Origin of the sequence: Tardiphaga sp. 709 (assembly GCF_032401055.1) — a bacterium.
Lineage (GTDB): Bacteria > Pseudomonadota > Alphaproteobacteria > Rhizobiales > Xanthobacteraceae > Tardiphaga.
Genome location: NZ_CP135529.1, coordinates 1,046,314 through 1,065,460 on the forward strand (window position 1 = coordinate 1,046,314; position 19,147 = coordinate 1,065,460).

General features: G+C 62.4%; 25 protein-coding genes. 9 read left to right on the forward strand and 16 right to left on the reverse strand.

Annotated features, from left to right (window positions below):
* Positions 1–2: 2 nt before the first annotated feature.
* Positions 3–1,490, reverse strand: a complete 1,488-nt coding sequence (locus RSO67_RS05410) for an RAD55 family ATPase (protein ID WP_315842678.1) — start codon at positions 1,488–1,490, stop codon at positions 3–5.
* 210 nt (positions 1,491–1,700) lie between these two features.
* Between RSO67_RS05410 and RSO67_RS05415 the strand changes: the two genes are divergently transcribed.
* Positions 1,701–1,952, forward strand: a complete 252-nt coding sequence (locus RSO67_RS05415) for a hypothetical protein (RefSeq protein WP_315842679.1) — start codon at positions 1,701–1,703, stop codon at positions 1,950–1,952.
* On the opposite strand, the gene RSO67_RS05420 is transcribed toward RSO67_RS05415, so the two are convergent.
* Positions 1,949–2,752, reverse strand: a complete 804-nt coding sequence (locus tag RSO67_RS05420; protein ID WP_315842680.1) for a formyltransferase family protein — start codon at positions 2,750–2,752, stop codon at positions 1,949–1,951. The two genes, RSO67_RS05415 and RSO67_RS05420, sit on opposite strands and share 4 nt — an antisense overlap.
* Before the next feature lie 80 nt (positions 2,753–2,832).
* Here RSO67_RS05420 and RSO67_RS05425 point away from each other — a divergent pair, with 80 nt between their 5' ends.
* Complete coding sequence (locus tag RSO67_RS05425; RefSeq protein WP_315842681.1) at positions 2,833–3,294, forward strand: hypothetical protein; 462 nt, start codon at positions 2,833–2,835, stop codon at positions 3,292–3,294.
* A 60-nt stretch (positions 3,295–3,354) separates the two neighbouring features.
* Here the strand turns inward: RSO67_RS05425 and RSO67_RS05430 are convergent, their stop codons facing one another.
* Complete coding sequence (locus RSO67_RS05430) at positions 3,355–3,663, reverse strand: NIPSNAP family protein (RefSeq protein ID WP_315842682.1); 309 nt, start codon at positions 3,661–3,663, stop codon at positions 3,355–3,357.
* Between the two features lie 70 nt (positions 3,664–3,733).
* Here RSO67_RS05430 and RSO67_RS05435 point away from each other — a divergent pair, with 70 nt between their 5' ends.
* The 5 genes from RSO67_RS05435 (at position 3,734) to RSO67_RS05450 (ending at position 7,338) form a co-directional block, all read left to right on the forward strand.
* Complete coding sequence (locus RSO67_RS05435) at positions 3,734–4,447, forward strand: metalloregulator ArsR/SmtB family transcription factor (protein ID WP_315842683.1); 714 nt, start codon at positions 3,734–3,736, stop codon at positions 4,445–4,447.
* A gap of 72 nt (positions 4,448–4,519) precedes the next feature.
* Positions 4,520–5,527: an alpha/beta hydrolase gene (locus RSO67_RS05440; protein WP_315842684.1), complete on the forward strand. Its 1,008-nt coding sequence runs from the start codon at positions 4,520–4,522 to the stop codon at positions 5,525–5,527.
* A 40-nt stretch (positions 5,528–5,567) separates the two neighbouring features.
* Positions 5,568–5,717: a hypothetical protein gene (locus tag RSO67_RS05445; RefSeq protein WP_315842685.1), complete on the forward strand. Its 150-nt coding sequence runs from the start codon at positions 5,568–5,570 to the stop codon at positions 5,715–5,717.
* Positions 5,714–6,061: a GCG_CRPN prefix-to-repeats domain-containing protein gene (locus RSO67_RS30430; RefSeq protein WP_410001808.1), complete on the forward strand. Its 348-nt coding sequence runs from the start codon at positions 5,714–5,716 to the stop codon at positions 6,059–6,061. The genes RSO67_RS05445 and RSO67_RS30430 overlap by 4 nt, the downstream gene beginning before the upstream one ends.
* 32 nt (positions 6,062–6,093) lie before the next feature.
* Entirely contained in the window at positions 6,094–7,338 is a 1,245-nt protein-coding gene (locus tag RSO67_RS05450) for a glycerophosphodiester phosphodiesterase family protein (protein ID WP_315842686.1), read from the forward strand.
* A 9-nt stretch (positions 7,339–7,347) separates the two neighbouring features.
* Here the strand turns inward: RSO67_RS05450 and RSO67_RS05455 are convergent, their stop codons facing one another.
* Positions 7,348–7,980 (reverse strand): trimeric intracellular cation channel family protein, encoded by a 633-nt coding sequence (locus RSO67_RS05455; RefSeq protein ID WP_315842687.1) that lies wholly within the window; start codon positions 7,978–7,980, stop codon positions 7,348–7,350.
* A 122-nt stretch (positions 7,981–8,102) separates the two neighbouring features.
* On the opposite strand from RSO67_RS05455, the gene RSO67_RS05460 reads away from it, so the two are divergent.
* The gene (locus RSO67_RS05460; RefSeq protein WP_315842688.1) at positions 8,103–8,372 is read left to right on the forward strand and encodes a hypothetical protein; all 270 of its coding nucleotides are present in this window, start codon (positions 8,103–8,105) and stop codon (positions 8,370–8,372) included.
* A gap of 23 nt (positions 8,373–8,395) precedes the next feature.
* Here RSO67_RS05460 and RSO67_RS05465 read toward each other — a convergent pair whose 3' ends face one another.
* From RSO67_RS05465 to RSO67_RS05480, 4 genes are all read right to left on the reverse strand, one after another.
* A complete protein-coding gene (locus RSO67_RS05465) occupies positions 8,396–8,719 on the reverse strand; it encodes a hypothetical protein (protein ID WP_315842689.1) in 324 nt (107 codons plus the stop codon).
* A gap of 99 nt (positions 8,720–8,818) precedes the next feature.
* The gene (locus RSO67_RS05470; protein ID WP_410001871.1) at positions 8,819–9,451 is read right to left on the reverse strand and encodes an alpha/beta hydrolase; all 633 of its coding nucleotides are present in this window, start codon (positions 9,449–9,451) and stop codon (positions 8,819–8,821) included.
* A 313-nt stretch (positions 9,452–9,764) separates the two neighbouring features.
* Entirely contained in the window at positions 9,765–10,292 is a 528-nt protein-coding gene (locus tag RSO67_RS05475) for a GDSL-type esterase/lipase family protein (protein WP_315842691.1), read from the reverse strand.
* A 25-nt stretch (positions 10,293–10,317) separates the two neighbouring features.
* A complete protein-coding gene (locus RSO67_RS05480) occupies positions 10,318–11,850 on the reverse strand; it encodes an acyl-CoA carboxylase subunit beta (RefSeq protein WP_149532158.1) in 1,533 nt (510 codons plus the stop codon).
* Between the two features lie 179 nt (positions 11,851–12,029).
* Between RSO67_RS05480 and RSO67_RS05485 the strand changes: the two genes are divergently transcribed.
* Positions 12,030–12,488, forward strand: a complete 459-nt coding sequence (locus RSO67_RS05485; RefSeq protein ID WP_315842692.1) for a DUF4260 domain-containing protein — start codon at positions 12,030–12,032, stop codon at positions 12,486–12,488.
* A gap of 9 nt (positions 12,489–12,497) precedes the next feature.
* Here RSO67_RS05485 and RSO67_RS05490 read toward each other — a convergent pair whose 3' ends face one another.
* From RSO67_RS05490 to bluB, 8 genes are all read right to left on the reverse strand, one after another.
* Positions 12,498–13,166, reverse strand: coding sequence for a carboxymuconolactone decarboxylase family protein (locus RSO67_RS05490; protein ID WP_315842693.1), 669 nt, complete (start codon positions 13,164–13,166; stop codon positions 12,498–12,500).
* 112 nt (positions 13,167–13,278) lie between these two features.
* Positions 13,279–14,508: an HlyD family secretion protein gene (locus RSO67_RS05495; RefSeq protein ID WP_315842694.1), complete on the reverse strand. Its 1,230-nt coding sequence runs from the start codon at positions 14,506–14,508 to the stop codon at positions 13,279–13,281.
* Positions 14,501–14,950: a hypothetical protein gene (locus RSO67_RS05500; RefSeq protein WP_315842695.1), complete on the reverse strand. Its 450-nt coding sequence runs from the start codon at positions 14,948–14,950 to the stop codon at positions 14,501–14,503. The genes RSO67_RS05495 and RSO67_RS05500 overlap by 8 nt, the downstream gene beginning before the upstream one ends.
* A gap of 238 nt (positions 14,951–15,188) precedes the next feature.
* A complete protein-coding gene (locus RSO67_RS05505) occupies positions 15,189–15,455 on the reverse strand; it encodes an EscU/YscU/HrcU family type III secretion system export apparatus switch protein (protein WP_120291960.1) in 267 nt (88 codons plus the stop codon).
* Positions 15,452–17,188 carry a flagellar hook-length control protein FliK gene (locus tag RSO67_RS05510; RefSeq protein ID WP_315842696.1) on the reverse strand — a complete coding sequence of 579 codons (1,737 nt, stop codon included), beginning with the start codon at positions 17,186–17,188 and terminating at the stop codon, positions 15,452–15,454. The genes RSO67_RS05505 and RSO67_RS05510 overlap by 4 nt, the downstream gene beginning before the upstream one ends.
* Before the next feature lie 57 nt (positions 17,189–17,245).
* On the reverse strand, positions 17,246–18,037 hold the full coding sequence (locus RSO67_RS05515; protein ID WP_315842697.1) for an ATP12 family chaperone protein: 792 nt from the start codon (positions 18,035–18,037) through the stop codon (positions 17,246–17,248).
* A 74-nt stretch (positions 18,038–18,111) separates the two neighbouring features.
* Positions 18,112–18,426, reverse strand: a complete 315-nt coding sequence (locus RSO67_RS05520; RefSeq protein WP_315842698.1) for a hypothetical protein — start codon at positions 18,424–18,426, stop codon at positions 18,112–18,114.
* A gap of 38 nt (positions 18,427–18,464) precedes the next feature.
* On the reverse strand, positions 18,465–19,145 hold the full coding sequence (bluB, locus tag RSO67_RS05525) for a 5,6-dimethylbenzimidazole synthase (protein WP_315842699.1): 681 nt from the start codon (positions 19,143–19,145) through the stop codon (positions 18,465–18,467).
* Positions 19,146–19,147: the final 2 nt, after the last annotated feature.

The following is a 19,147-nucleotide window of genomic DNA, read 5'->3' on the forward strand; positions in this document are numbered from 1 at the left end:
CGCTATTCTCCAGTCAACTTAAGATCCGTCGATGGAGTTGGTGCAGGTCCCTGACTAGAAATGTCCCTGAGGATGCGCTCCGCGCTCTGGAAATCGACATCAAGAACGATGCCGCCGTCGAGAATTTCAAATCGACGCATGCGCATATCGGTCCGGCGGTCACGCGATTTCAGAATGGTCATCAGACGATGGTTTTCCGAGCGCAGGGCTGCGAGATGCAGCGCGATGATGTTCTCGGCAACCGCGGAGAGACCCGTCTGATTGACGCCCTTGAGCGGCTGCCCGGGTGTCATGCCAGCGTGATCGGTTTCTGCCGTCGCCAGCGTGGTAACACCGAGTGCGCGCAACTCGTTGCACAGCGCCGACAAAAAAGAGCCGATGCGCTCCTTTTCGTCGGTGAGCTTCGAGAAGCCTTCGATGCCATCGATCACCAGACGGCGCACGCCGTTCTGCCTGATGGTCGCGAGCAGCTCGGTTGCGACCTCGTCGAGCACCGCTTCTGTCTGCGGACGCCACATCAGCGTGACCTTGTCGCCCCGCGATTTCAGCGGCAGCTTGAGGCTGTCGGCCTTGATCCGCAGCGCCATCGGATTCTCGTGAAACCCGAACAGCATCGCCGGTTCATTGGCGGGACCGCCGGTCAGGAACTGAAGACCGGCCGTGGTTTTGCCCGACCCCGAAGGCCCGAGCACCACGGTCACCGAATGCGTATCGACGCCGCCGCCGAGCATCTTGTCGACGCCGCCAATGCCGACGGACACCATCGGACCGTCGGCGCTGTCCCAGACGCTGGGCGTCTCCAGCAGCGCCTCGATACGCGGATAGATGGCGTGGCCGTTCTCGGTGATGCGATAGGAGTGCTTGCCGCCCATGAACCAGCTGCCACGCAGCTTGTGGACCTGAAGTGACCGCTCGGCGCGCCGGCCATGCAGTGCCGACTGCAGCTCGATGAGACCGTCCACCATCGTATGCTCAGGCGGATGTGCATCGGCGTCGAAGGCGCTGGTCAGCAGGAACATGGTGCAGTTGCTGAACGCCGCCTGGGTCTGCAATTCGTGGATGAACTTCTTCAGCTCAAGCTCGGAACGCGCCTTCTCATGGACGGTGATGAGGCCATCGAGCACCAGAATGCTGGCATTCCGGGTACGCACCTCGCGGCGAACCACATCGAGCAGCCCGCGCAGCCCGTCGTCTTCCAGCGTCTTGAAAGCGCCGACATAGGACATGCGGTCGGGAATTGACGCTTCATCGAAGAAGGTCATCCGCCGCATATGCCCGATCATGCGGGCGTGGCTCTCTGCAAGCAGCGTGATGTAAAGCGCGTTACGCCCCTGCGCGGCCTGCGCGAAGCAGATCTGGTTGCCCAGAATCGTCTTTCCGGCGCCCGGGGCGCCCTGAATGATGTAGATGCCGCCGTCGAAAACGCCCCCGCCCAGGATCGCATCGAGACCCGGTACGCCGGTTGCAAACCGGCCGTTATCGCCACTCATTCCGAAACTGCCCCTAACGTGTCACCTATGCCGGTGAGATGTTGAAACGCGTCGGGGAGCGATGGGTTCCAAAGCTTTTTCAGAAATATTTCGAAACACTGCCTCTCAGCAAGGCAGCATCCCGCTAATAGCGCCCCCGAAACGGAACATCGGCCTTTACGGGCCATTGCTGTCCGGTCACCCTGACAACATCAGGCATGGAGGACGGAAATGAATCAGAAGCTGAATACCTGGACGTCGCAGCCTGAACTCGCCGGCAGCGATATGGTGTCGACGAATAACGGTTCTTATCATCCGGATTGTGGCGAAGAGCATGATCACAAGCCGACCAAGGCCATCATCGGCGTGGGACTACTCGTGGTGCTGAGTTTCCTGCTCTATGAATTCAACGGCAAGGTGTCCAAGACGCACACGTCAGCGACCCCGCCCGCGCAGCACCAAAGCTTCGCGGCAAACCACTAGGCTTCGACAGCTTCATCCGCAATAGCACTTTCAGTGTCGGGCACGACGACCCGAAACTGGAAGCCGTGCAGACCGATGGTCGGCACGATGCCGAAATGGTCGGTGCCGAAGACTTTGACCCGATGCTGCAGTTCATCTTTCTCGATGCTTACCGGGATATCGCAGATCTGCTCATAGGCCTTACGCGTGTGACGCGTGTTGCCCCAGCGCAGCGCCCGCTCGATCAGCGGGCCCGGCTGTGTGGCCAGGACGCGTGCCATCCGCCAGAAAGTCTGCACCAGCTTCGTATAGGCAATCTCTTCCAGACCCGCGACACTGATATCAGCCGGAATTGGGAACGCCTCGACATCCACGATCGGTCCGGCATCGACACGTGCAATCATGCGATGGACCGTGCAGCCGAAGTCGGTCGCGTGATCGTGGAGCGCAAAATGCGCCGGTGCCGAGCCGGGATATTGCGGCGGACCGGGATGGAAGTTGTAAGCGCCAAAGCCAAGCTGATCGAGCACCGCGCTGGGGACTATGACGCCAGTGGTGAACGAAATCATCCGCGCCCGGCGTAGCCAGTCGGGCTCGATCGCCGCCAGATCTTCAGCTGTAAAAACAGGAAGGACCGTGAGGTCCGGATTGTGACCACGGAGCAAAGTTGTGAAGACCGAGTGCTCAGCAGGACCCGTCAGGAGGATAATCGTATCGAACATTCGGGCTGCCACGCGCTTCTGCGAATCAATAATCGCCTCAGCGTCGCAGCCAGGCCTTAACATCTGATGAGCAGGCCCGATCACGCTGCATTGCCACATAGGACCTGGCTCTGGAATGGCGCAATCGCGGGAACATGCACCTCATCTGACGGTTGTCCCTCTGCACAGGAGGGCACGACATGGCAAACATTCCCAATCCCAATGATCCGTATCGTCCAAATCCCGCTGATGACATCCGCAATCCTGCGCGGCTCGACAATGAGCTGCAGGCCGATCCTGAACTCGCGGAAGGGCCAGCGAGCGGTAGCCGCATGGCTATTTATGCACTTGGCGTTGTTGTGTTGCTCGGCGCCGTATTCTACGGCTTGAACAATACATCCACGACTCCGGGCGACGCGACGAAGACCGCGTCCCAGTCCCCGCCAGCGACGCAGGACAGCACGCCAAAGGCGCCGGCGCCAACCAACAACATCGCGGACTCTTATTCGAAGCCGCCAGTGGCACCCGGCGTACGTGACGTGACGCCCACCAACAAGCAGTCCGGCGTCACCACCGGTGCGGCACCTGCGCGACCGCAGGCTCCGCAATCGGCTCCGACCGGCACCGAGATCGACAGCTCGAAGGGCGGCGCGCCGAAGTAACGGCGCGACCGGGCAGACAAGGCTGCGGGCATCGATGCCCGCGGCTTTGTTGCGCATGGATTATGCGGTCACCTGACGCAGGAACGTGCGTTCCTCCGCGAGGATGAACCGGTGCTCCTCGGCCGACGCGAAATTCGCAACGCCGTCCGCGTCGCTCCGAAGTCTGGCGCGATAGGCTTCATAGGCCGCGAGACTTGGGAACGAGATCAGGCCGAATGCGGCGTTGTTCGTCCCTTCATGGGGCATCCAGTAGCCCTGCAGATCACCGCCGCATTTGGGAATAATCGTCAGCCAGCGCTTGGCGTAGGCTTCAAAAAATTCGCGTTTGAACGGATCGATCTGATAGCGAATGAAGACAGTGATCGTCATAACGGCTCCCTTTGCAGATACTTCGATATAACCGCTTGAGGGACTGTGACACTTCGATTAGCATCGAAGTATGAAAGCGGGTCCGGACATCGCCATGGTCGCTGCACTCGTCGGCGACCCCGCACGCGCCAATATGCTGACGGCGCTGATGACAGGCCGTGCGCTGACCGCGAGCGAACTCGCCCAGGAAGCCGGGATTACTGCACCAACGGCGAGTTCGCACCTCTCCAAGCTCGAAGCAGGCGGCTTGATCGAGCCGGAAAAACAAGGGCGCCATCGCTATTATCGCCTCACCGGCCCCGATGTCGCCGGCGTGCTGGAAGGTCTGGCCGGCCTGGCAGCCCGCGCGGGCCATCTTCGCGTTCGCACCGGGCCGAAAGAACCGGCATTGCGCCGCGCACGGATTTGCTACGATCACCTCGCCGGCGATCTTGGCGTGCAGATGCTCGACAGTATGCGGGCACAGAGACTGATCCGGCAGACCGAGCAGGTCATCGAACTCACGACCCAGGGCAGCGGGTTCGTTGCTGAAGAATTGAGGATAGATCCGGCAACGCTGGCTCATCCGCGCCGGCCGGTCTGCAAGGCCTGCCTCGACTGGAGCGAGCGACGCCACCATCTGGCCGGGACACTTGGCGCCGCCATCATGATCTCATTTACTGCCATGAAATGGGCGGCCAGAGACTCCTCGCCCGGCAGCCGCGTAGTGCATTTCACCCGCAGCGGCGAGAAGCGCTTCGAGTCATTGTTCGGCACGACCGGCGACGCCATCCGGAAAACGTGAAGACGCCGGCTTACCTTTGCCGCAATGCAGCCTGAAACCGCGCCGGACCTTCCTTCTCCCGGAGCTTTCTCGATGAACCGCCTGCTGCTCGCTGCGCTGATTGCAACCCTGCCGTTCACCTCATCGCAGGCGGCCGAGCCTCCTGCGGCACGCGAGCCTTACGGCATCGGCCTCGAAGGTTTCCCCTATCCCTACCCCGTCAACATGCTGCCGCTGGTCAATGACGGCGAGCAGGTGCGCATGGCCTATATGGACGTGCCATCGACCAAGCCCAATGGTCGGACTGTGGTGCTGCTGCATGGCCGCAATTTCCCGTCGAGCTACTGGGCTCCGGTGATCGGCACGTTGAACGATGCAGGTTACCGCGTCGTGGTCCCCGATCAGATCGGCTTCGGCAAATCGTCGAAGCCATCAGGCGATCTGCATTTCGACAACCTCGCCCGCAACACCGTCGCGCTGATGGATCACCTCGGGATCGCGAAATTCGACGTCGTGGCGCATTCCCTCGGCGGCATGTTGAGCGTGCGCATTGCCCGCGCTTATCCCGACCGCATCGATCACCTGCTGCTCGCGGCGCCGATCGGACTTGAGGACTATCGCCTCTATGTGCCACCGACACCGACCGAGAAGATTTTGGAGAACGAAGACAAGCTGACGGCGGAGGGCTACCGCAAACAGCTCGAGGTGAACTATTCGCTGAAGATGCAACCCGATCAGGTAACGCCCTTTATCGACGCGCGTTTCAACATCAAGGGGTCACCGGAATATCCACGCTGGCTGCGCGCCTTCGTCAGCTCGGCGCAGCTCATTTATCGCGAACCCGTGGTCCACGAAATCCCGCTGATCGCGCTGCCGACCCTGTTCATCATGGGCGCCGACGATCATAACGCACCGGGCAAGCCGAATGCGCCGGAGGCGTTGCGGCCGAAGATGGGGCAGAACGCCGATCTGGCCAAGGCGCTGGCGGCGAAGATGCCGAACGCGAAGGCCGAGGTGCTGCCGGACGCGGGCCATATCGTGTTTCTCGATGCACCGGCCAAATTCAACGAATTGATGCTGGGATTTCTCGCGGCGAAGTAGCAACTGCCGCGCCCTGCCACGCAGATATCCCGAAACATTCATGCTGTATTCAGATCGAATCGGCTTAATCGTGCTGTGCAGCGTTGATCCCAGCAATTTTCTTGCCCGTAAGAGTCCTGCAGCGGGTGATGCGATGCCATCATTATTCTCTGCGCCGCATCGCGGCACCATCGAGGGAGAACACGAATGAAGACGATCTTTGCGGCAGCCTTGTTTGCCGTTAGCGTCGGGGGCATCGGTGCCGCCAGCGCAATGCCTCTGGCTCCGCTGAGCGCTGCAGACACGGCAGGCGTGATCCAGGTCGCTCAGGGCTGCGGCCCCGGCTATGCCCGCGGTCCCTATGGCGGTTGCCGCCCGATGTTCCGTGGTCCGCCACCGCGCGGCCCGGGTTACTGCCCCCCGGCTTCTTCCGCAATCCCTACGGCCGCTGCATCCGCCGCTGGTGATCGCTGCATAATCCTGACGACGAAGACCCCGCCACTGGCGGGGTTTTTTGTTGCCCACGCGCCGGTTACAGCCGTCACACGAAGATGACAGAATGGCACTTCGCTATTCTGGAGATCGTCATGTCGCGCGCTTTGCGTCGTCTCATACTGGCCGGGCTGCTCGGCCTCTCATCGCTGACGACCGGCCGCGCCGACACCATCGCACTGCCCGAGCCGCAGCTAGGTCCACGGCCGTTCTATCTCGTCGACAAGATGAAAGACGGCCCGCTGAAGGCAAAGCTGAGCACCTGCACCGGGCCGTTTCGCAAGAGCGATTTCTCCATCGCCCATCGCGGCGCGCCGCTGCAATTTCCCGAGCATACACGGGAGTCCTATCTCGCTGCGGCGCGCATGGGCGCCGGCGTGATCGAATGCGACGTGACCTTTACGAAGGACCGCCAGTTGGTCTGCCGGCATTCGCAATGCGACCTGCATACGACAACGAACATCCTGTCGGTGCCATCGCTTGCAGCGAAGTGCACGCAACCTTTCAGCCCTGCCGATCCCGCCACCGGCAAGAAGGCATCGGCGAAATGCTGCACCAGCGACATCACGCTGGCGGAGTTCAGAACGCTCACGGCGAAGATGGATGCCGCCAACACCTCTGCCACGACCGTTGCGGATTATCAGAACGGCACACTGCGCTGGCGCACCGACCTTTATGCCAGCTCGGGCACGCTGATGACCCACGCGGAGAGCATCGCGCTGATCAAGAGCCTCGGCGCCAAATTCACGCCGGAGCTGAAGGCGCCGGAAGTGCCGATGCCGTTCGACGGCGATTACAGCCAGGAGAAATACGCAACCCAGATGCTCGACGAATATCGTGCCGCCGGCATTCCGCCTGGCGACGTATTTGCCCAGAGCTTCGATCTCAACGACATCAAGTTCTGGATCCGCACCGCGCCGGAATTCGGCGCGCAGGCGGTCTATCTCGACGGCCGCTATGAAACACCGGGTTTCGATCACATGCGCGCGGAAACGTGGAAACCGTCGATGGCCGAACTCAAGGTTGCCGGCGTCAAGATTCTCGCGCCGCCGATCTACATGCTGCTGACGCTCGATGGCAGCGGTCAGATCGTGCCCTCCCTTTATGCCAAGGCAGCGCGCGATGCCGGGCTCGATCTGATCACATGGTCGCTGGAGCGCGACGGGCCGCTCGCAAACGGCGGCGGTTTCTTCCATCGCTCGATCAAACCCGCCATCGATCGCGACGGCGACACGCTGACGGTGCTGGACGTGCTGGCGAGAGACGTCGGCGTGCGCGGTGTGTTTTCCGACTGGCCGGCCACCACGACATTCTATGCCAGCTGCATGGGACTGCGCTGACGCAGAGCGCTATTTGGCGTCGCTGTCATAGACGAATTTCGGCATCTCCAGCTTCAGCCGGATTGCCAGCAGGCGGAATACTAAACCGGTCACGGCGGCGACCAGCGTCACGAGATCGGGACTGAATCCGTATTTGATGCCGCCGATATACAGAAGCCCCGTGACGATCGACACGCTGGCATAAAGTTCGGCGCGAAACAGCAGCGGCACGTCGTTGCACAGCACGTCGCGAATGACGCCGCCGACGCAGCCGGTAATCATCCCGGCCACCACGACGATCAGCAGCGGCTGATCCATGGCGAGTGCGATGTTGCAGCCCATGATGGTGAAGACCACGAGACCGATGGCATCGAGCACCAGAAACAGCGCGTGAAAACGATGAACGACCCGTGCAAGCCCGATGGTCACCAGCGCCGCACCGCCGGTCAGCAGCAGCAGATACGGGCTCTTCACCCACCACAGCGGATAGTGCCCGAGCAGCATGTCGCGCATCGAACCACCGCCGAGCGCAGTGATGCAGCCGAGCATGGCGACGCCCAGCCAATCCATCTTGCGCCGTCCGGCCGCGAGCGCAGCCGTCATCGCCTCGGCAACGAGCGCGATCATGGCAAGCGGAAACAGCAGGGCTTCGGTATGGGGCATGGGACTCGTCGGCAGCGGATGACGGCGACCTGTAACACAAATCCGTGCATGCGGTGACCGGCGGCGGACAAATCCCCGCCATCTTCCTGAGCCTCCATCACAACCTCACAGCAGGAGGTGTCATGACCCGTCTGTTTCTCACCCTCCCCATTCTACTCATGGCTGGCGCGGCCATGGCGGAGGACGCGCGGCTGTCGATGCCTTATTATGGCAGCGCCACCATGAATGCCGATGACAGCCTGGTGCTGCATTTCACCCGCACGGTGGACGGCAAGCCGGCTGACGGCTCGCAGACCTTTGCCCCCGGCGATCGTAGCTATGACAACGTGCGTCGCCACCTGAGCGGCATTGAACCCGGCCAGACCAAACCGCTGACGCCCTGGAAAGACTGAGCGTCAGCACAAACGGGCTTGCCCTACCAGTAGCGGCGGCGCCAGTAACGACGACGCCAGTAACGGCGCCGGACGCCCCAGCGGCGACGGCGCCAACCCCAGTGCCTGTGGCGCCAGCCCCAATGCCGTCCCCGCCAGCCGCGATGCCAGCGCACCTGTTCCGGCTGCAGACGATCGACATCCTCCTGTGAGGCCACCGCAGGCTGCGGTTCACTGTCCGGTTTGTGGTTGTCGAGCGGATTGGTCGGCAGTAGCGGTGCGGCTTGGGCCCGGGTGACAGTCTGGGCGACCACCCCTGCGCCCGCGACAAAGCCGAAGGCGATCTTCAGAAAATGACGGCGTTCCATCGCAATCTCTCCCTGATATCCGTGAGGAGATCAGGATCGGACCAGCGGCATGAATGGAAACTGAATGCCCGCGGGAACTTACATATTCAGACGTCGAGACTATCGAAAGCCGGCAGCGAGCCCGACCACCTGGCCATCGAGCCCGTTGAAGCCATGATATCCCCGCGCCTCACAGGGATCGCCGTCATTGCGACCGCCGCTCAGCCACGCCACGCGGGCGCGACCGGCCGACCATTTCACGAACGGATCGACGCCGGCCGGCGCGGTGACTTTGCAGCCGTCATTGCGATGATGGATGACAAGCGTGCGCGGCAGCGCCGATAGCGATCCGATGATCGACATCACATTGCTGCCGCTGCCCGACTCCGCACTGAGAAAGCCCGAGGTCAGCACCAGCGCATCCGGCCGCGCACCGCGCGCAATGCCTTCGGCGGCACGTTGCGTCCCGCGGCTGGTCGCGACCACCGTCACCGGGCGCTTGATCGCAGCCATGTATTGCACCGCGCTGGACAGATCGGTCCCGGCGTCGACCACTAGCACTGCGAGACCCCGCGCGGCATAGGCGCTGCGGGTTCGCACGAGCTGATTGCCCTTCAGCCCGTTGATCTCGCCATGCTCGCCTGGATTGATGGCACCGCTGCCGCCCGGCATCAGGATCACGCTGGCGCGCGGCGCCTTCGGCCTGATCAAGACCGCCCGCGACCCGCCGACGCTGACCGTCTCGTCGGCCATCGCCGCGCTGCAGGTCACGCTAATGAGCGTCACGGCTGCGAGGACATGGTTGATCCAGATGCGGTGCTTGGTCATGCGCGGCTCCGCCTGTTTTCCTGTCAGGGACGACTACTACAATATCGACGATGCCCGATGGCAAGCGATGGATACGTTCGCTCCGCATTCCGAAAGATGCAAGCGTTTCGCGGAAACGGATTAAGCGATGGCGGCGTAAAGGTGCCCTGTAGCCCGCATGAGCGAAGCGACATGCGGGGACCGCGTCGGACAATTCCTCCCGGATTTCGCTGCGCACATCCGGGCTAAGATTGTTCGGCTATTTCCCCCGCATCGCCGCCATTACTCTTGGCACGAGCGATGACGCGACTGCCGCGTGGCCGCTGGCGTTGAAATGCTGGCCATCGGGATCGCGCGTGCTTGCCGGCGCGGCCATGCCGGTCATGATCACCTTGATATGGCGCGCCGCCAGTTGCTGTTGGATGGCAGCTATATTGCCCGCGCGGCTGGCGCCTTCGCCGCGTCGCGCGTCGTTGCCGCCGGGCTGGAGAATGACGATCTGCGTACCGTCCGGCACGGCCGAACCGAGCCGTTGCAGCATGCCGCCAGTCGTATCGCCGGGAATTCCGGCGTTCGCGACATGGGCATCGACTCCGCGCGCCCGAAGCATCGCCTCAAGTTGCGCGGGAAAAGCTTGCGACGGCTCGACACCGCCATTGGTTCTGCCGCGGCCGTAACCGTAGGTGTTGCTGGCGCCGAGTGCCACGATGTTGATGGACGCCGCCTGAACGGCGACGGAAGGCAGCATGAACGCAACAAGACAAACAGCCGCTCGTGTTATCTGCATGTGAGCCCCCTCCAGCGTGACGCCGCTACAACGGCATGTTGTCGTGCTTCTTCATCGGCACTTCCAAATGCTTATCCTTCAGCATCGCGAGCGCCCTGGCGATGCGCTTGCGGGTGGAGTGCGGCATGATCACGTCGTCGATATAGCCGCGCTCGGCGGCGACGAAGGGTGACAGGAAGCGGTCCTCATATTCCTTGGTGCGCGCGGCGATCTTGTCGGCGTCGCCGATGTCCTGACGGAAGATGATTTCCACCGCACCCTTGGCGCCCATGACCGCGATCTGCGCGGTCGGCCAGGCGTAGTTCATGTCGGCGCCGATTTCCTTCGAGGCCATCACGTCGAAGGCGCCGCCATAGGCCTTGCGGGTGATCACGGTCACCAAGGGAACGGTGCACTGGCTGTAGGCGAACAGCAGCTTGGCGCCGTGCTTGATGAGGCCGCCATATTCCTGCGCAGTGCCCGGCAGGAAACCCGGCACGTCCACGAAAGTGACGATCGGAATGTTGAAGGCGTCGCAGAAGCGCACGAAGCGCGCGGCCTTGCGCGAAGCGTCGCTGTCGAGCACGCCGGCCAGCACCATCGGCTGGTTGGCGACGAAGCCCACCGTCTTGCCGGCAATGCGACCGAAGCCGGTGACGATGTTCTTGGCAAAGGTCTCCGCGATCTCGAAGAAGTCGCCCTCGTCCACGACCTTGAGGATCAGCTCCTTCATGTCATAGGGCTTGTTCGGATTGTCGGGGATCAGCGTATCGAGCGACAAATCCGTGCGTTCGATGTCGTCGAAGCTCGGCCATTCCGGCACGCCTTCGGTGTTGTTGGCGGGCAGGAAGTCGATCAGCCGGCGCATCTGCAGCAGCGTCTCGACATCGTTCTCGAAAGCGCCGTCGGCAATCGAGGATTTCGTGGCATGCACGCTGGCGCCGCCGAGTTCTTCGGCGGTGACGACCTCATTGGTCACCGTCTTCACAACGTCGGGGCCGGTGACGAACATGTAGCTGGTGTTCTTCACCATGAAGATGAAGTCGGTCATGGCGGGCGAATAGACGTCGCCGCCGGCGCAGGGTCCCATGATGACGGAGATCTGCGGGATCACCCCCGAGGCCTGCACGTTGCGGCGGAACACGTAGGAATAGCCCGCGAGGGCCGCGACACCTTCCTGGATGCGCGCACCACCGGCGTCATAGAGGCCGATGATCGGCGCCCGCGCCTTCATCGCCATATCCTGCAGCTTGGTGATCTTGAGCGCGTGGGTCTCGGACAGCGAACCACCGAACACGGTGAAATCCTTGGCGAAGACGAAAGTCTTGCGGCCGTTCACGGTGCCCCAGCCGGTGACGACGCCATCGCCGGGAATCCTGGACTTATCCATGCCAAATTCCACGGAGCGGTGTTCGACGAACATGTCGAATTCCTCGAACGACCCCTTGTCGAGCAGCAGCTCGATGCGCTCGCGGGCGGTCAGCTTGCCCTTGCTGTGCTGCGACTCAATGCGCTTCTCGCCGCCGCCCAGTTTGGCGCCTGCGCGACGCGCTTCGAGGGTGTCCAGGATGTCTTTCATGTGCTCCAGCCCGTCAATGTCACGTGTTATCGCCCGCGGCGACCGCAGGGTTTGGGCGAGGTTCTAGCATGGGGTTTTCGGCGGTGGAAACGCCCATCAAGAAGGGTTGAATCCCCCAAAATCGCATGGCGTCGGCGACGATCCTGCCTATATCGGGGTCAGACAAGGGAGAGCGCTGGATGGCCAATATCGTGATCAATGAAAGCAGTGGCGCAGCCACGGGTGGCGTACGCGACCTGCTGCGCTGGGAAGGCGTGGCGCTGTTTGTCGGAATGACGCTGTTCTACTGGATCTCGGGCGCGCCTTGGCAGATCTATGCCCTGTTCTTCTTCGCCCCGGACCTCAGCATGCTGGCCTATCTGGCGGGCCCACGGATCGGCGCAGGGGTCTATAATCTGGTGCATGCCACCATCGCGCCGCTGCTGCTCGCGCTGGCCGGTATCGCCACCGCGGAGCCGATTGCCGGTTCGATCGCGCTGGTCTGGTTCGCCCATATCGGCTTCGACCGCGCACTCGGCTACGGCCTCAAATACGACGCCGGTTTCCGCTTCACCCATCTCGGCCGCATCGGCAAGGATGCGACCGCACCGGCCACGGCGGAAAACCCGACAACCGGCAACCCGATCAAGGCTGCCTGACGCGCGGCCTCACGGCTCGCCCGGCTTGAACGGCGCCTCCTTGCCGGGCGGTGTGCTCTCCTCCGCCATCGCCAGCAACATCGCCACCATCACGTAATTGCCAGCCACGGCCGTGAGATCGACGATCTGCTGATCGTTGAAGATCTTCTTGGCACGCGCATAGGTCTCGTCGGAGACCTTGTGCGTGGTCGTGAGCTCGGTGACGAAGTCGTACACCGTCGCCTCGTCCTCAGCCATGTTGGCGGGCCGCTTGTTGGCCTTGAGATCGGCGATGATCTCAGGCGACAATCCCGCTTTCTGCGCGAGCGGCGCATGCGCGAACCATTCGACCTGCGAGCGCCATTGCCGCCCGACAATGATGATCGCGAATTCGTTGAGCTTGACGGGAACGGACGTATCCCAGCGCAGATAGGCGAACAGATCGAACAGCTTTTGCCCGAGCACCGGGCTGCGCATCATCGGATTATAGGGACCAGCGAGCCCCACGCTTGAGACCTTCATCACCTGTTCGCCGAGCGGCTTCTGCCTGGCGTCGAGCTGATCCATGGTGAGCTGCGGAAAGCGCGGCTCCTTGCTGGTGGCAGGCTGCGCAAAAATCGTGGCGGCAAACCAGCCGCTGGCCGCTGCAACTGCAAGCGACGACAGTCCGATGGACGACATCCAGAGCGTCAATTTCATGATTTCCTCCGTGAGCTTTTTTATTGTTCACGAAGGCTAGTTCAACGGGCATCACAGCGCCAGTTCCGGAGCGTCCCGGAACTACTGCCTCGCCCCGCAGAACACGCGGAGCTCAGTGACCGCTCATCACCAGTGTCTTGACTGGAAGCAACAACGCCTGGATACGCAGCAACATCGCGTGGACGACCCCAACGGCATCGACGGCATGAAGCGCCAGCCACTTGAAAGAGCCGATCCCCTTCGCGGCGATGGCGTCATGATTGCTGGTATAGGCATTGACGATACAACTGCTGCCAGGCGTCACGCCGTCAAGGCCGCCTTGATAGATCGGCTCCAGGAACGTGAGGATGGTGCCCGGCGCGCGGACTTGCTGCGCTTCCACCAACTGCTCGCCGCCACGGAACTGACCGGCCGCGATATAGTCCTGTACGCCGGTCACCACCATCGGGATGACGGTCCACGGCCTCGAAATACAGGTCGCCTCGGCAACCATGCCCACTTTCATCACCTGCGCTTCAATCTGCCCAAACCCTGCCGAGAGCACGCGGCCCGCATTCTCGGGAATGAGAATGCCCGCTGATCGCATGACCGGATTGACGACATCGCCGACGCGAAGCGTGAACTGCTCGACGCGTCCGTCGACGCCTGCGCGAATGAACGTCTTGTCGAGATCGACTTGCGCCTCTGCAAGTACCGCCTGCGCGCTGGCCTTCTCCGCCGGCAGCAGCGCGGAGACACGTGTCATCGCGGATTGTCGCGCAGCCATGGCCGCATCGAGCGCTCCCTGGCGCCCGGCCTGCAGCACCTCGAGTTTCTCGATATCACGTTGCGGCACTATGCCGGGATTGCGCTTCTGCAACTCACGCTTGGTATCGAGTTCATCCGACGCTTGCTGAAAGGACCCCTTGGCTTCCTGCGCCTGCCCTTCGGCCTTCAGAATATCGGCCTGCGCCGCCAGCATGGCTGCATCGACCTCGGCAATCTTGCGCCGCGCGGTCTCCATCGACGCTTCCTGCTTGGCGTTATCGAGCCGGAAGATCACGTCGCCTTTCCTGACCGGGGCACTGAACTGAACGTGCACCTCCGCCACCCGGCCATTGGCCTCGGGAAGAATCGGCACGGTCCGATAGAACAAGGTCGCGCTTGTCGTCGATGGATGAAAATAAAAGATCACCGTGATCAGAGCGACCGTCAGCATGACGCAGGCCGTGATTCCCCATCTGAGTTCGAACCACACCGAATAAAACGTGATCTCCTGCCCCAGGCGCTTGCCTTGTGCGTAGCGACGATAGAGATAATCCGGAAAAACCGTCAGCAGCGAGCAGAGGAGAAGCTCAAGCATGACCGTGCCCTCCGGCTTCGCCGGGAGGGCTCGATGTTTCCGCCGCAATGGGGAGCGGTGGTGCTTCACCAGAAGATTCGACGGGATCGCTGGTAGCATCGCCGTCGGCAATCTTCCGCACCGATCCTGCGATACTACGCAGCGGCGTGCTGAAATCCGGCAGATCGATCATCGCCAGCAACAGCCCGATTATCCAGAACAGATGGTTGTGGGTGAACAACGCGATCAAACCCAACACGGCCACGATTTCAAACTGCAGCTTCTGCGACTTGTGCGCCATGCGCTCTGGCATGCTGTGCAGGCGCAGATACAGATTGCCGACCATCATGACGGAGCCGATCAGAACGATTCCGACCACAACCATGAGCGTGTCAGTCTCGCCGGGAGCAGTGATGAAGCCAGGCAGATGATGCGGAGCGTTCGGATGCAGCGTCTCACTCACGTGATCCCCCATTCCAACAGCGTCAGGCGAGCACTAGCCTCTCCCGGATTCCATAGTTGCACAAAGCTGGAACTTGGCAAGCATCAGCTTGTGCGCGATAGGAAATGCGCTGCAACAAATCTACATTCGTATCGGGCGGATTGAGGTTTGATAGCTCGCGGATGCGAGATCACCAGCCTCGAAAGGACGGCGCAGAACAGCTCAATGATCTGACATTTATTGCAGCCGAATGACGAAGCTAGTGCGCGCGGCCCGACAACCTGAGCACGAAGACCAGCACTTCCGCGACAGCCTTGTAGAGTTCGGCTGGAATCTCGTCGCCGAGCTCGACGTTGGAGAGCGCACCGGCCAGAACTTCGTTTTCCTCGATGGGAATATCGTGGGCCTTGGCGACCTCGATGATTTTCTCACCGATCGCGCCCTTGCCTTTCGCGGTGACAACAGGCGCACCGGTCTTGTCGTAATGCAGCGCGACGGCGAGCGATCTTTTGGGCTGCACGATCATAGCGCGCGGTCCAGAAAATACCCCGCCGATGCCGGCGCGGGCTGCATCGGTGCACCCTCGCGGACCACGATATCGCCGGGCTGCAGATTGGCGCGGATCAGCGCCTGATTGAGCTGCGCCGTACCGGCCTGCAACTGCAGCGCCGTTGCCGGCCGCTCCGCCCACATCCGCACCGATGTCTTTTCGCCGGTCAGCGAAACCAGTGCATGCACCGGGCCAGCGGGCTCGACATCGAGCGAAAAGCGCGCACGCCAAACCTGCTTGGCCGCCTCGGCCTCGCTGCCATTGCCGCCATCACGCGAAATCTCGAACTGCGCCACGGCCGTGCCAGCCGGCACCGCAAACGGAATTTCAAAACTCCAGCGCGGCGAAGCCTGATCGAGTCGCGGCGCCGCAAGTCCGTCCGCACGATCCGGCAAGGATGCCACCTGCAGCAGGGTCTGGCGCGCCAGCGCCGCATCGGTATCCGCGAGCAGATGATGGACAGTAGTGCCCAGCGGCACATTGGGCGGGAGTGTCGGCAAAGCCATCGCCTGCGCCGTCGGCAGCCCACCGCGCAACGGCGGCGGCGGCAGGCTGTTGCGTGCGATGTTGGTGTCGGGACTTGTCTGGCCCGCTGGCGCCTTCGCGGCGGGCAGCAGATCCATCATCATGCTGTCGTCGAACACCAGCGATGCTGCGCTACCCATGCCCTTGGGAGCCGTTTGCAAGGCGTCGCGAAGCAAGTTGAACGCTGCGCCATTGGTAGCCAAGCGTGCAGCCGCTTCGGGGGCTTTTGCCACGGCCGGTGCGGTCTGAGCCGGGACATCGAGCACGGGCTCGTCTGCGGCGAGAAGTCCAGCCCGCTGCAGCGGATCGTCCTTGATGCTGGCCTTGGGCAACATGGCCGCGGTCACTGCAGCAGCTTGCGCCTGCTGTGCGGTGACCTGCGCCACGACATTGGGGAGCGCGTTTGCCAATGCCGATACTGGCTGCTGCGGCGTAGCCACCGGTGTCGCTGCATTCGCCGTCGCTGGCGTTGTGCTCGGGGTCGGACTCGCTGTGGCGAGCGTCGTCGCCAACGCCTGGCGCAACACGATCAATGCCGCTTTCATGTCGGGCAGCCCGCCTTGCGGCAGCGATCCCTTGGCCAGCGATGACTCCAGAAACAGGCCGGAACTCTGGAACGCCGATTTGACTTCCTCGCCGGTGAGTTGGGCGTCGAGCGGCGGACGTTGCGCCAGTACCTGCGCGACCGCCTGCTGCAACTGCTGCGGCAGCCCCTTCAGGGAAGTGGCGGCACCGAGATTGGCAAACAGCGTGGCCAGGCTCGCCTGCTGCGTCACGGCACTTTGGGTGGCGGTGGAGACCGCCTGTGCTTCCAGCGACGTCAGCTGGATCTTGGAGGTGGCGATGGCATTGGCGAGATTGATTGGCAGGTCTGGCGCGAGCGTCACATTGCCGGAGGACGCGCCACCCGCCTTCCCTGCACCTGTGTTCTGCGGGGTGACGACGGCAAGCTGGACATTGCCATTGTCCGTCTTCGACACGGCGAATTGCAGCACCTGCCCGGCCTGCAACGGCACCTGCGATTGCACGTCGATGGTGCTGTGCCCGATGGCGATACGAACCTGATTGTCTGGTGAGACTGACAGCACGCGGCCGGCAATCACGCTGCCGGGCTGAAACGCGACTTCGCTCGCCACGCCTTGCGCGGACACAACCGGTAAGATCGAGTTGACGGGAGTCGGCATGGTGAGCGGCACCGGACAATGGTCCAGCCAAGCTAGTTAACGGTCGTTAACTTCCGATTAACCCGCTGACGGAACGACTGCCTTCAGTACCAGCACGGCAGCCTTGAAATCCACCTGCCGCGCCGCGCGCCGCGCGGCGACTTCCTCATCGAGGCCCCACTTCTCGATATTCCAGTCTTCGTCGACAAAGGCGGCGGTCCAGACCTGATCGGCATTCAGATGGCCGTGGAGCAGCGCCAGCGCGAGCAGCGCCGAGCCGGTGATCGTCGTCACCAGATGCAGCGCGGCGATCGCCCATGGATCGCTGGGCAGCGCCGCGCGGGCAGATGCGACGGCCTGTTCGGGCTGGCTGACATGCACGATGCCCTCAGCCAGGATGAAATGCGCGCCGAGATCATCGGCAGCCCAAAACAAGACAGGGTCCCATGCCGCAGCTTCGCGCGCGATAAGCGCCTCAGGATAGCCCGCGCGATAGAACAGCAGATCGGTGCTGAAGTATTTTGCGATATCGTCGGCCACCGCCAGGGTCCGCGCCTCGTCGCGGATCGCATCGATCACGCTATTGGCCAGCCGCGTCACCGGCATGCTCGTGGGGTCGATGACATCCTGCTGCGCATCCCATTCCGCGACCATGACCTCGGCAATGGCCGATGTAGGAACCACCAGCGGATGGCGCGACGGCGTGCGTACGGTCTTGTCGTCGAGCGTGATGGCAAAACCATCGGGCGTCTCGCTCATCCCAACGGTCTTGTAGAAGCGCTTGCGCTGCGGACCTCGCGTCGACCGTCGCACCGCCTCTTGCGGATCGAGCTGCGACTGGCCGTACACTTCGTCAAACAATTCACGCATCGATGGTCTTGATCCTGTTATCCCGCCATACTTTACGCGACAGACAGGCGCCACGCGAGATCAAATCGCTCGTGTCAGCGATTAGCGCAGGCTCGCGAATAGGTCGCACGATCATTGGGGCCGAGACCCGCAGCAGCACCGTCCTGAAGGCAGTCGGTGATGCGATCACTGAAGGAGCGCCGCGCCTGCGGCACATTCTGTTGTCGTGGCAGATCGCCGAGTTGCGGCACGACAGGTACTTCTATCCGCGGCGGTGGCGGTGCGGGCGGCAGTGGCGTGATCAAAGCCGGGTTGCCGGGCACTCCGATATATTGCGCCGATACCGGCGCAGCGGACAGCACCACCACAACGGCGGCCGCCACAGCGAATGGGATGGGGCGATGTCTCATCTGCCTCATGTCGTCACGATCCCGCATCACATCAAGTGTCAGCGCCGGACAATGTGATCCGCTGCCGTGTGACGGCATTCCCATCCGGCGCGCTCGAGTTCCGGCCGATCATCATTAATCTCCGGATAGCCGATGCAGAAATAGCCGATCAACCGCCAATCACGGGGTATATCGAGTGTCACTGCGATGGCTGCAGGATCGAGGATCGAGACCCAGCCCATGCCGATGCCCTCCGCCCGCGCGGCGAGCCACATGGTAGCGATCGCCGTCACCACCGAATAATCCGCCATCTCCGGCATGGTACGGCGGCCGAGGCCGTGGCCGACATCCGTCGCGTGGTCTGCAAACACCGCGAGGTGGCATGGCGCTTCGCGCAGGCCGGCGAGTTTGAGCGTCGCATAGTTCTGCGCGCGTTCGCCGGTATAGGCGCTCAAGGCCTCGGCATTGCAGGCGCTGAAATTCTCCAGCACCGCCTGACGGCGTGACGCGTCATCGACAATCACGAAGCGCCACGGCTGGCTCAGGCCCACCGAAGGCGCAAGGCACGCGGTATCGATCAGGCGATCGAGAAAGCCCGCAGGCAGTGGATCGGACTTGAAGTGCCTGATATCGCGGCGCCACACGAACAGATCATGCAGACGCGCGCGAAACGCGGCGTCGAACTCCGGCGCCCCGGTTGTTGCCGGCGTCACGCGCGGGATGGTGTCGGAGCCCGACAACG

Coding starts and splice junctions, on each gene's coding strand:
- RSO67_RS05505 (WP_120291960.1), bottom strand. CDS start 15,455: ATGATCGTGCAGCCCAAAAGATCGCTCGCCGTCGCGCTGCATTACGAC.
- RSO67_RS05515 (WP_315842697.1), bottom strand. CDS start 18,037: ATGCGTGAATTGTTTGACGAAGTGTACGGCCAGTCGCAGCTCGATCCG.
- RSO67_RS05435 (WP_315842683.1), top strand. CDS start 3,734: ATGAAAGCGGGTCCGGACATCGCCATGGTCGCTGCACTCGTCGGCGAC.
- RSO67_RS05410 (WP_315842678.1), bottom strand. CDS start 1,490: ATGAGTGGCGATAACGGCCGGTTTGCAACCGGCGTACCGGGTCTCGAT.
- RSO67_RS05475 (WP_315842691.1), bottom strand. CDS start 10,292: ATGCAGATAACACGAGCGGCTGTTTGTCTTGTTGCGTTCATGCTGCCT.
- RSO67_RS05510 (WP_315842696.1), bottom strand. CDS start 17,188: ATGCCGACTCCCGTCAACTCGATCTTACCGGTTGTGTCCGCGCAAGGC.
- RSO67_RS05465 (WP_315842689.1), bottom strand. CDS start 8,719: ATGGAACGCCGTCATTTTCTGAAGATCGCCTTCGGCTTTGTCGCGGGC.
- RSO67_RS05520 (WP_315842698.1), bottom strand. CDS start 18,426: ATGAGACATCGCCCCATCCCATTCGCTGTGGCGGCCGCCGTTGTGGTG.
- RSO67_RS05430 (WP_315842682.1), bottom strand. CDS start 3,663: ATGACGATCACTGTCTTCATTCGCTATCAGATCGATCCGTTCAAACGC.
- RSO67_RS05425 (WP_315842681.1), top strand. CDS start 2,833: ATGGCAAACATTCCCAATCCCAATGATCCGTATCGTCCAAATCCCGCT.
- RSO67_RS05490 (WP_315842693.1), bottom strand. CDS start 13,166: ATGAAATTGACGCTCTGGATGTCGTCCATCGGACTGTCGTCGCTTGCA.
- RSO67_RS05460 (WP_315842688.1), top strand. CDS start 8,103: ATGACCCGTCTGTTTCTCACCCTCCCCATTCTACTCATGGCTGGCGCG.
- RSO67_RS05495 (WP_315842694.1), bottom strand. CDS start 14,508: ATGCTTGAGCTTCTCCTCTGCTCGCTGCTGACGGTTTTTCCGGATTAT.
- RSO67_RS05415 (WP_315842679.1), top strand. CDS start 1,701: ATGAATCAGAAGCTGAATACCTGGACGTCGCAGCCTGAACTCGCCGGC.
- RSO67_RS30430 (WP_410001808.1), top strand. CDS start 5,714: ATGAAGACGATCTTTGCGGCAGCCTTGTTTGCCGTTAGCGTCGGGGGC.
- RSO67_RS05420 (WP_315842680.1), bottom strand. CDS start 2,752: ATGTGGCAATGCAGCGTGATCGGGCCTGCTCATCAGATGTTAAGGCCT.
- RSO67_RS05440 (WP_315842684.1), top strand. CDS start 4,520: ATGAACCGCCTGCTGCTCGCTGCGCTGATTGCAACCCTGCCGTTCACC.
- RSO67_RS05450 (WP_315842686.1), top strand. CDS start 6,094: ATGTCGCGCGCTTTGCGTCGTCTCATACTGGCCGGGCTGCTCGGCCTC.
- RSO67_RS05485 (WP_315842692.1), top strand. CDS start 12,030: ATGGCCAATATCGTGATCAATGAAAGCAGTGGCGCAGCCACGGGTGGC.
- RSO67_RS05445 (WP_315842685.1), top strand. CDS start 5,568: ATGCTGTATTCAGATCGAATCGGCTTAATCGTGCTGTGCAGCGTTGAT.
- RSO67_RS05470 (WP_410001871.1), bottom strand. CDS start 9,451: ATGGCCGACGAGACGGTCAGCGTCGGCGGGTCGCGGGCGGTCTTGATC.
- RSO67_RS05480 (WP_149532158.1), bottom strand. CDS start 11,850: ATGAAAGACATCCTGGACACCCTCGAAGCGCGTCGCGCAGGCGCCAAA.
- RSO67_RS05455 (WP_315842687.1), bottom strand. CDS start 7,980: ATGCCCCATACCGAAGCCCTGCTGTTTCCGCTTGCCATGATCGCGCTC.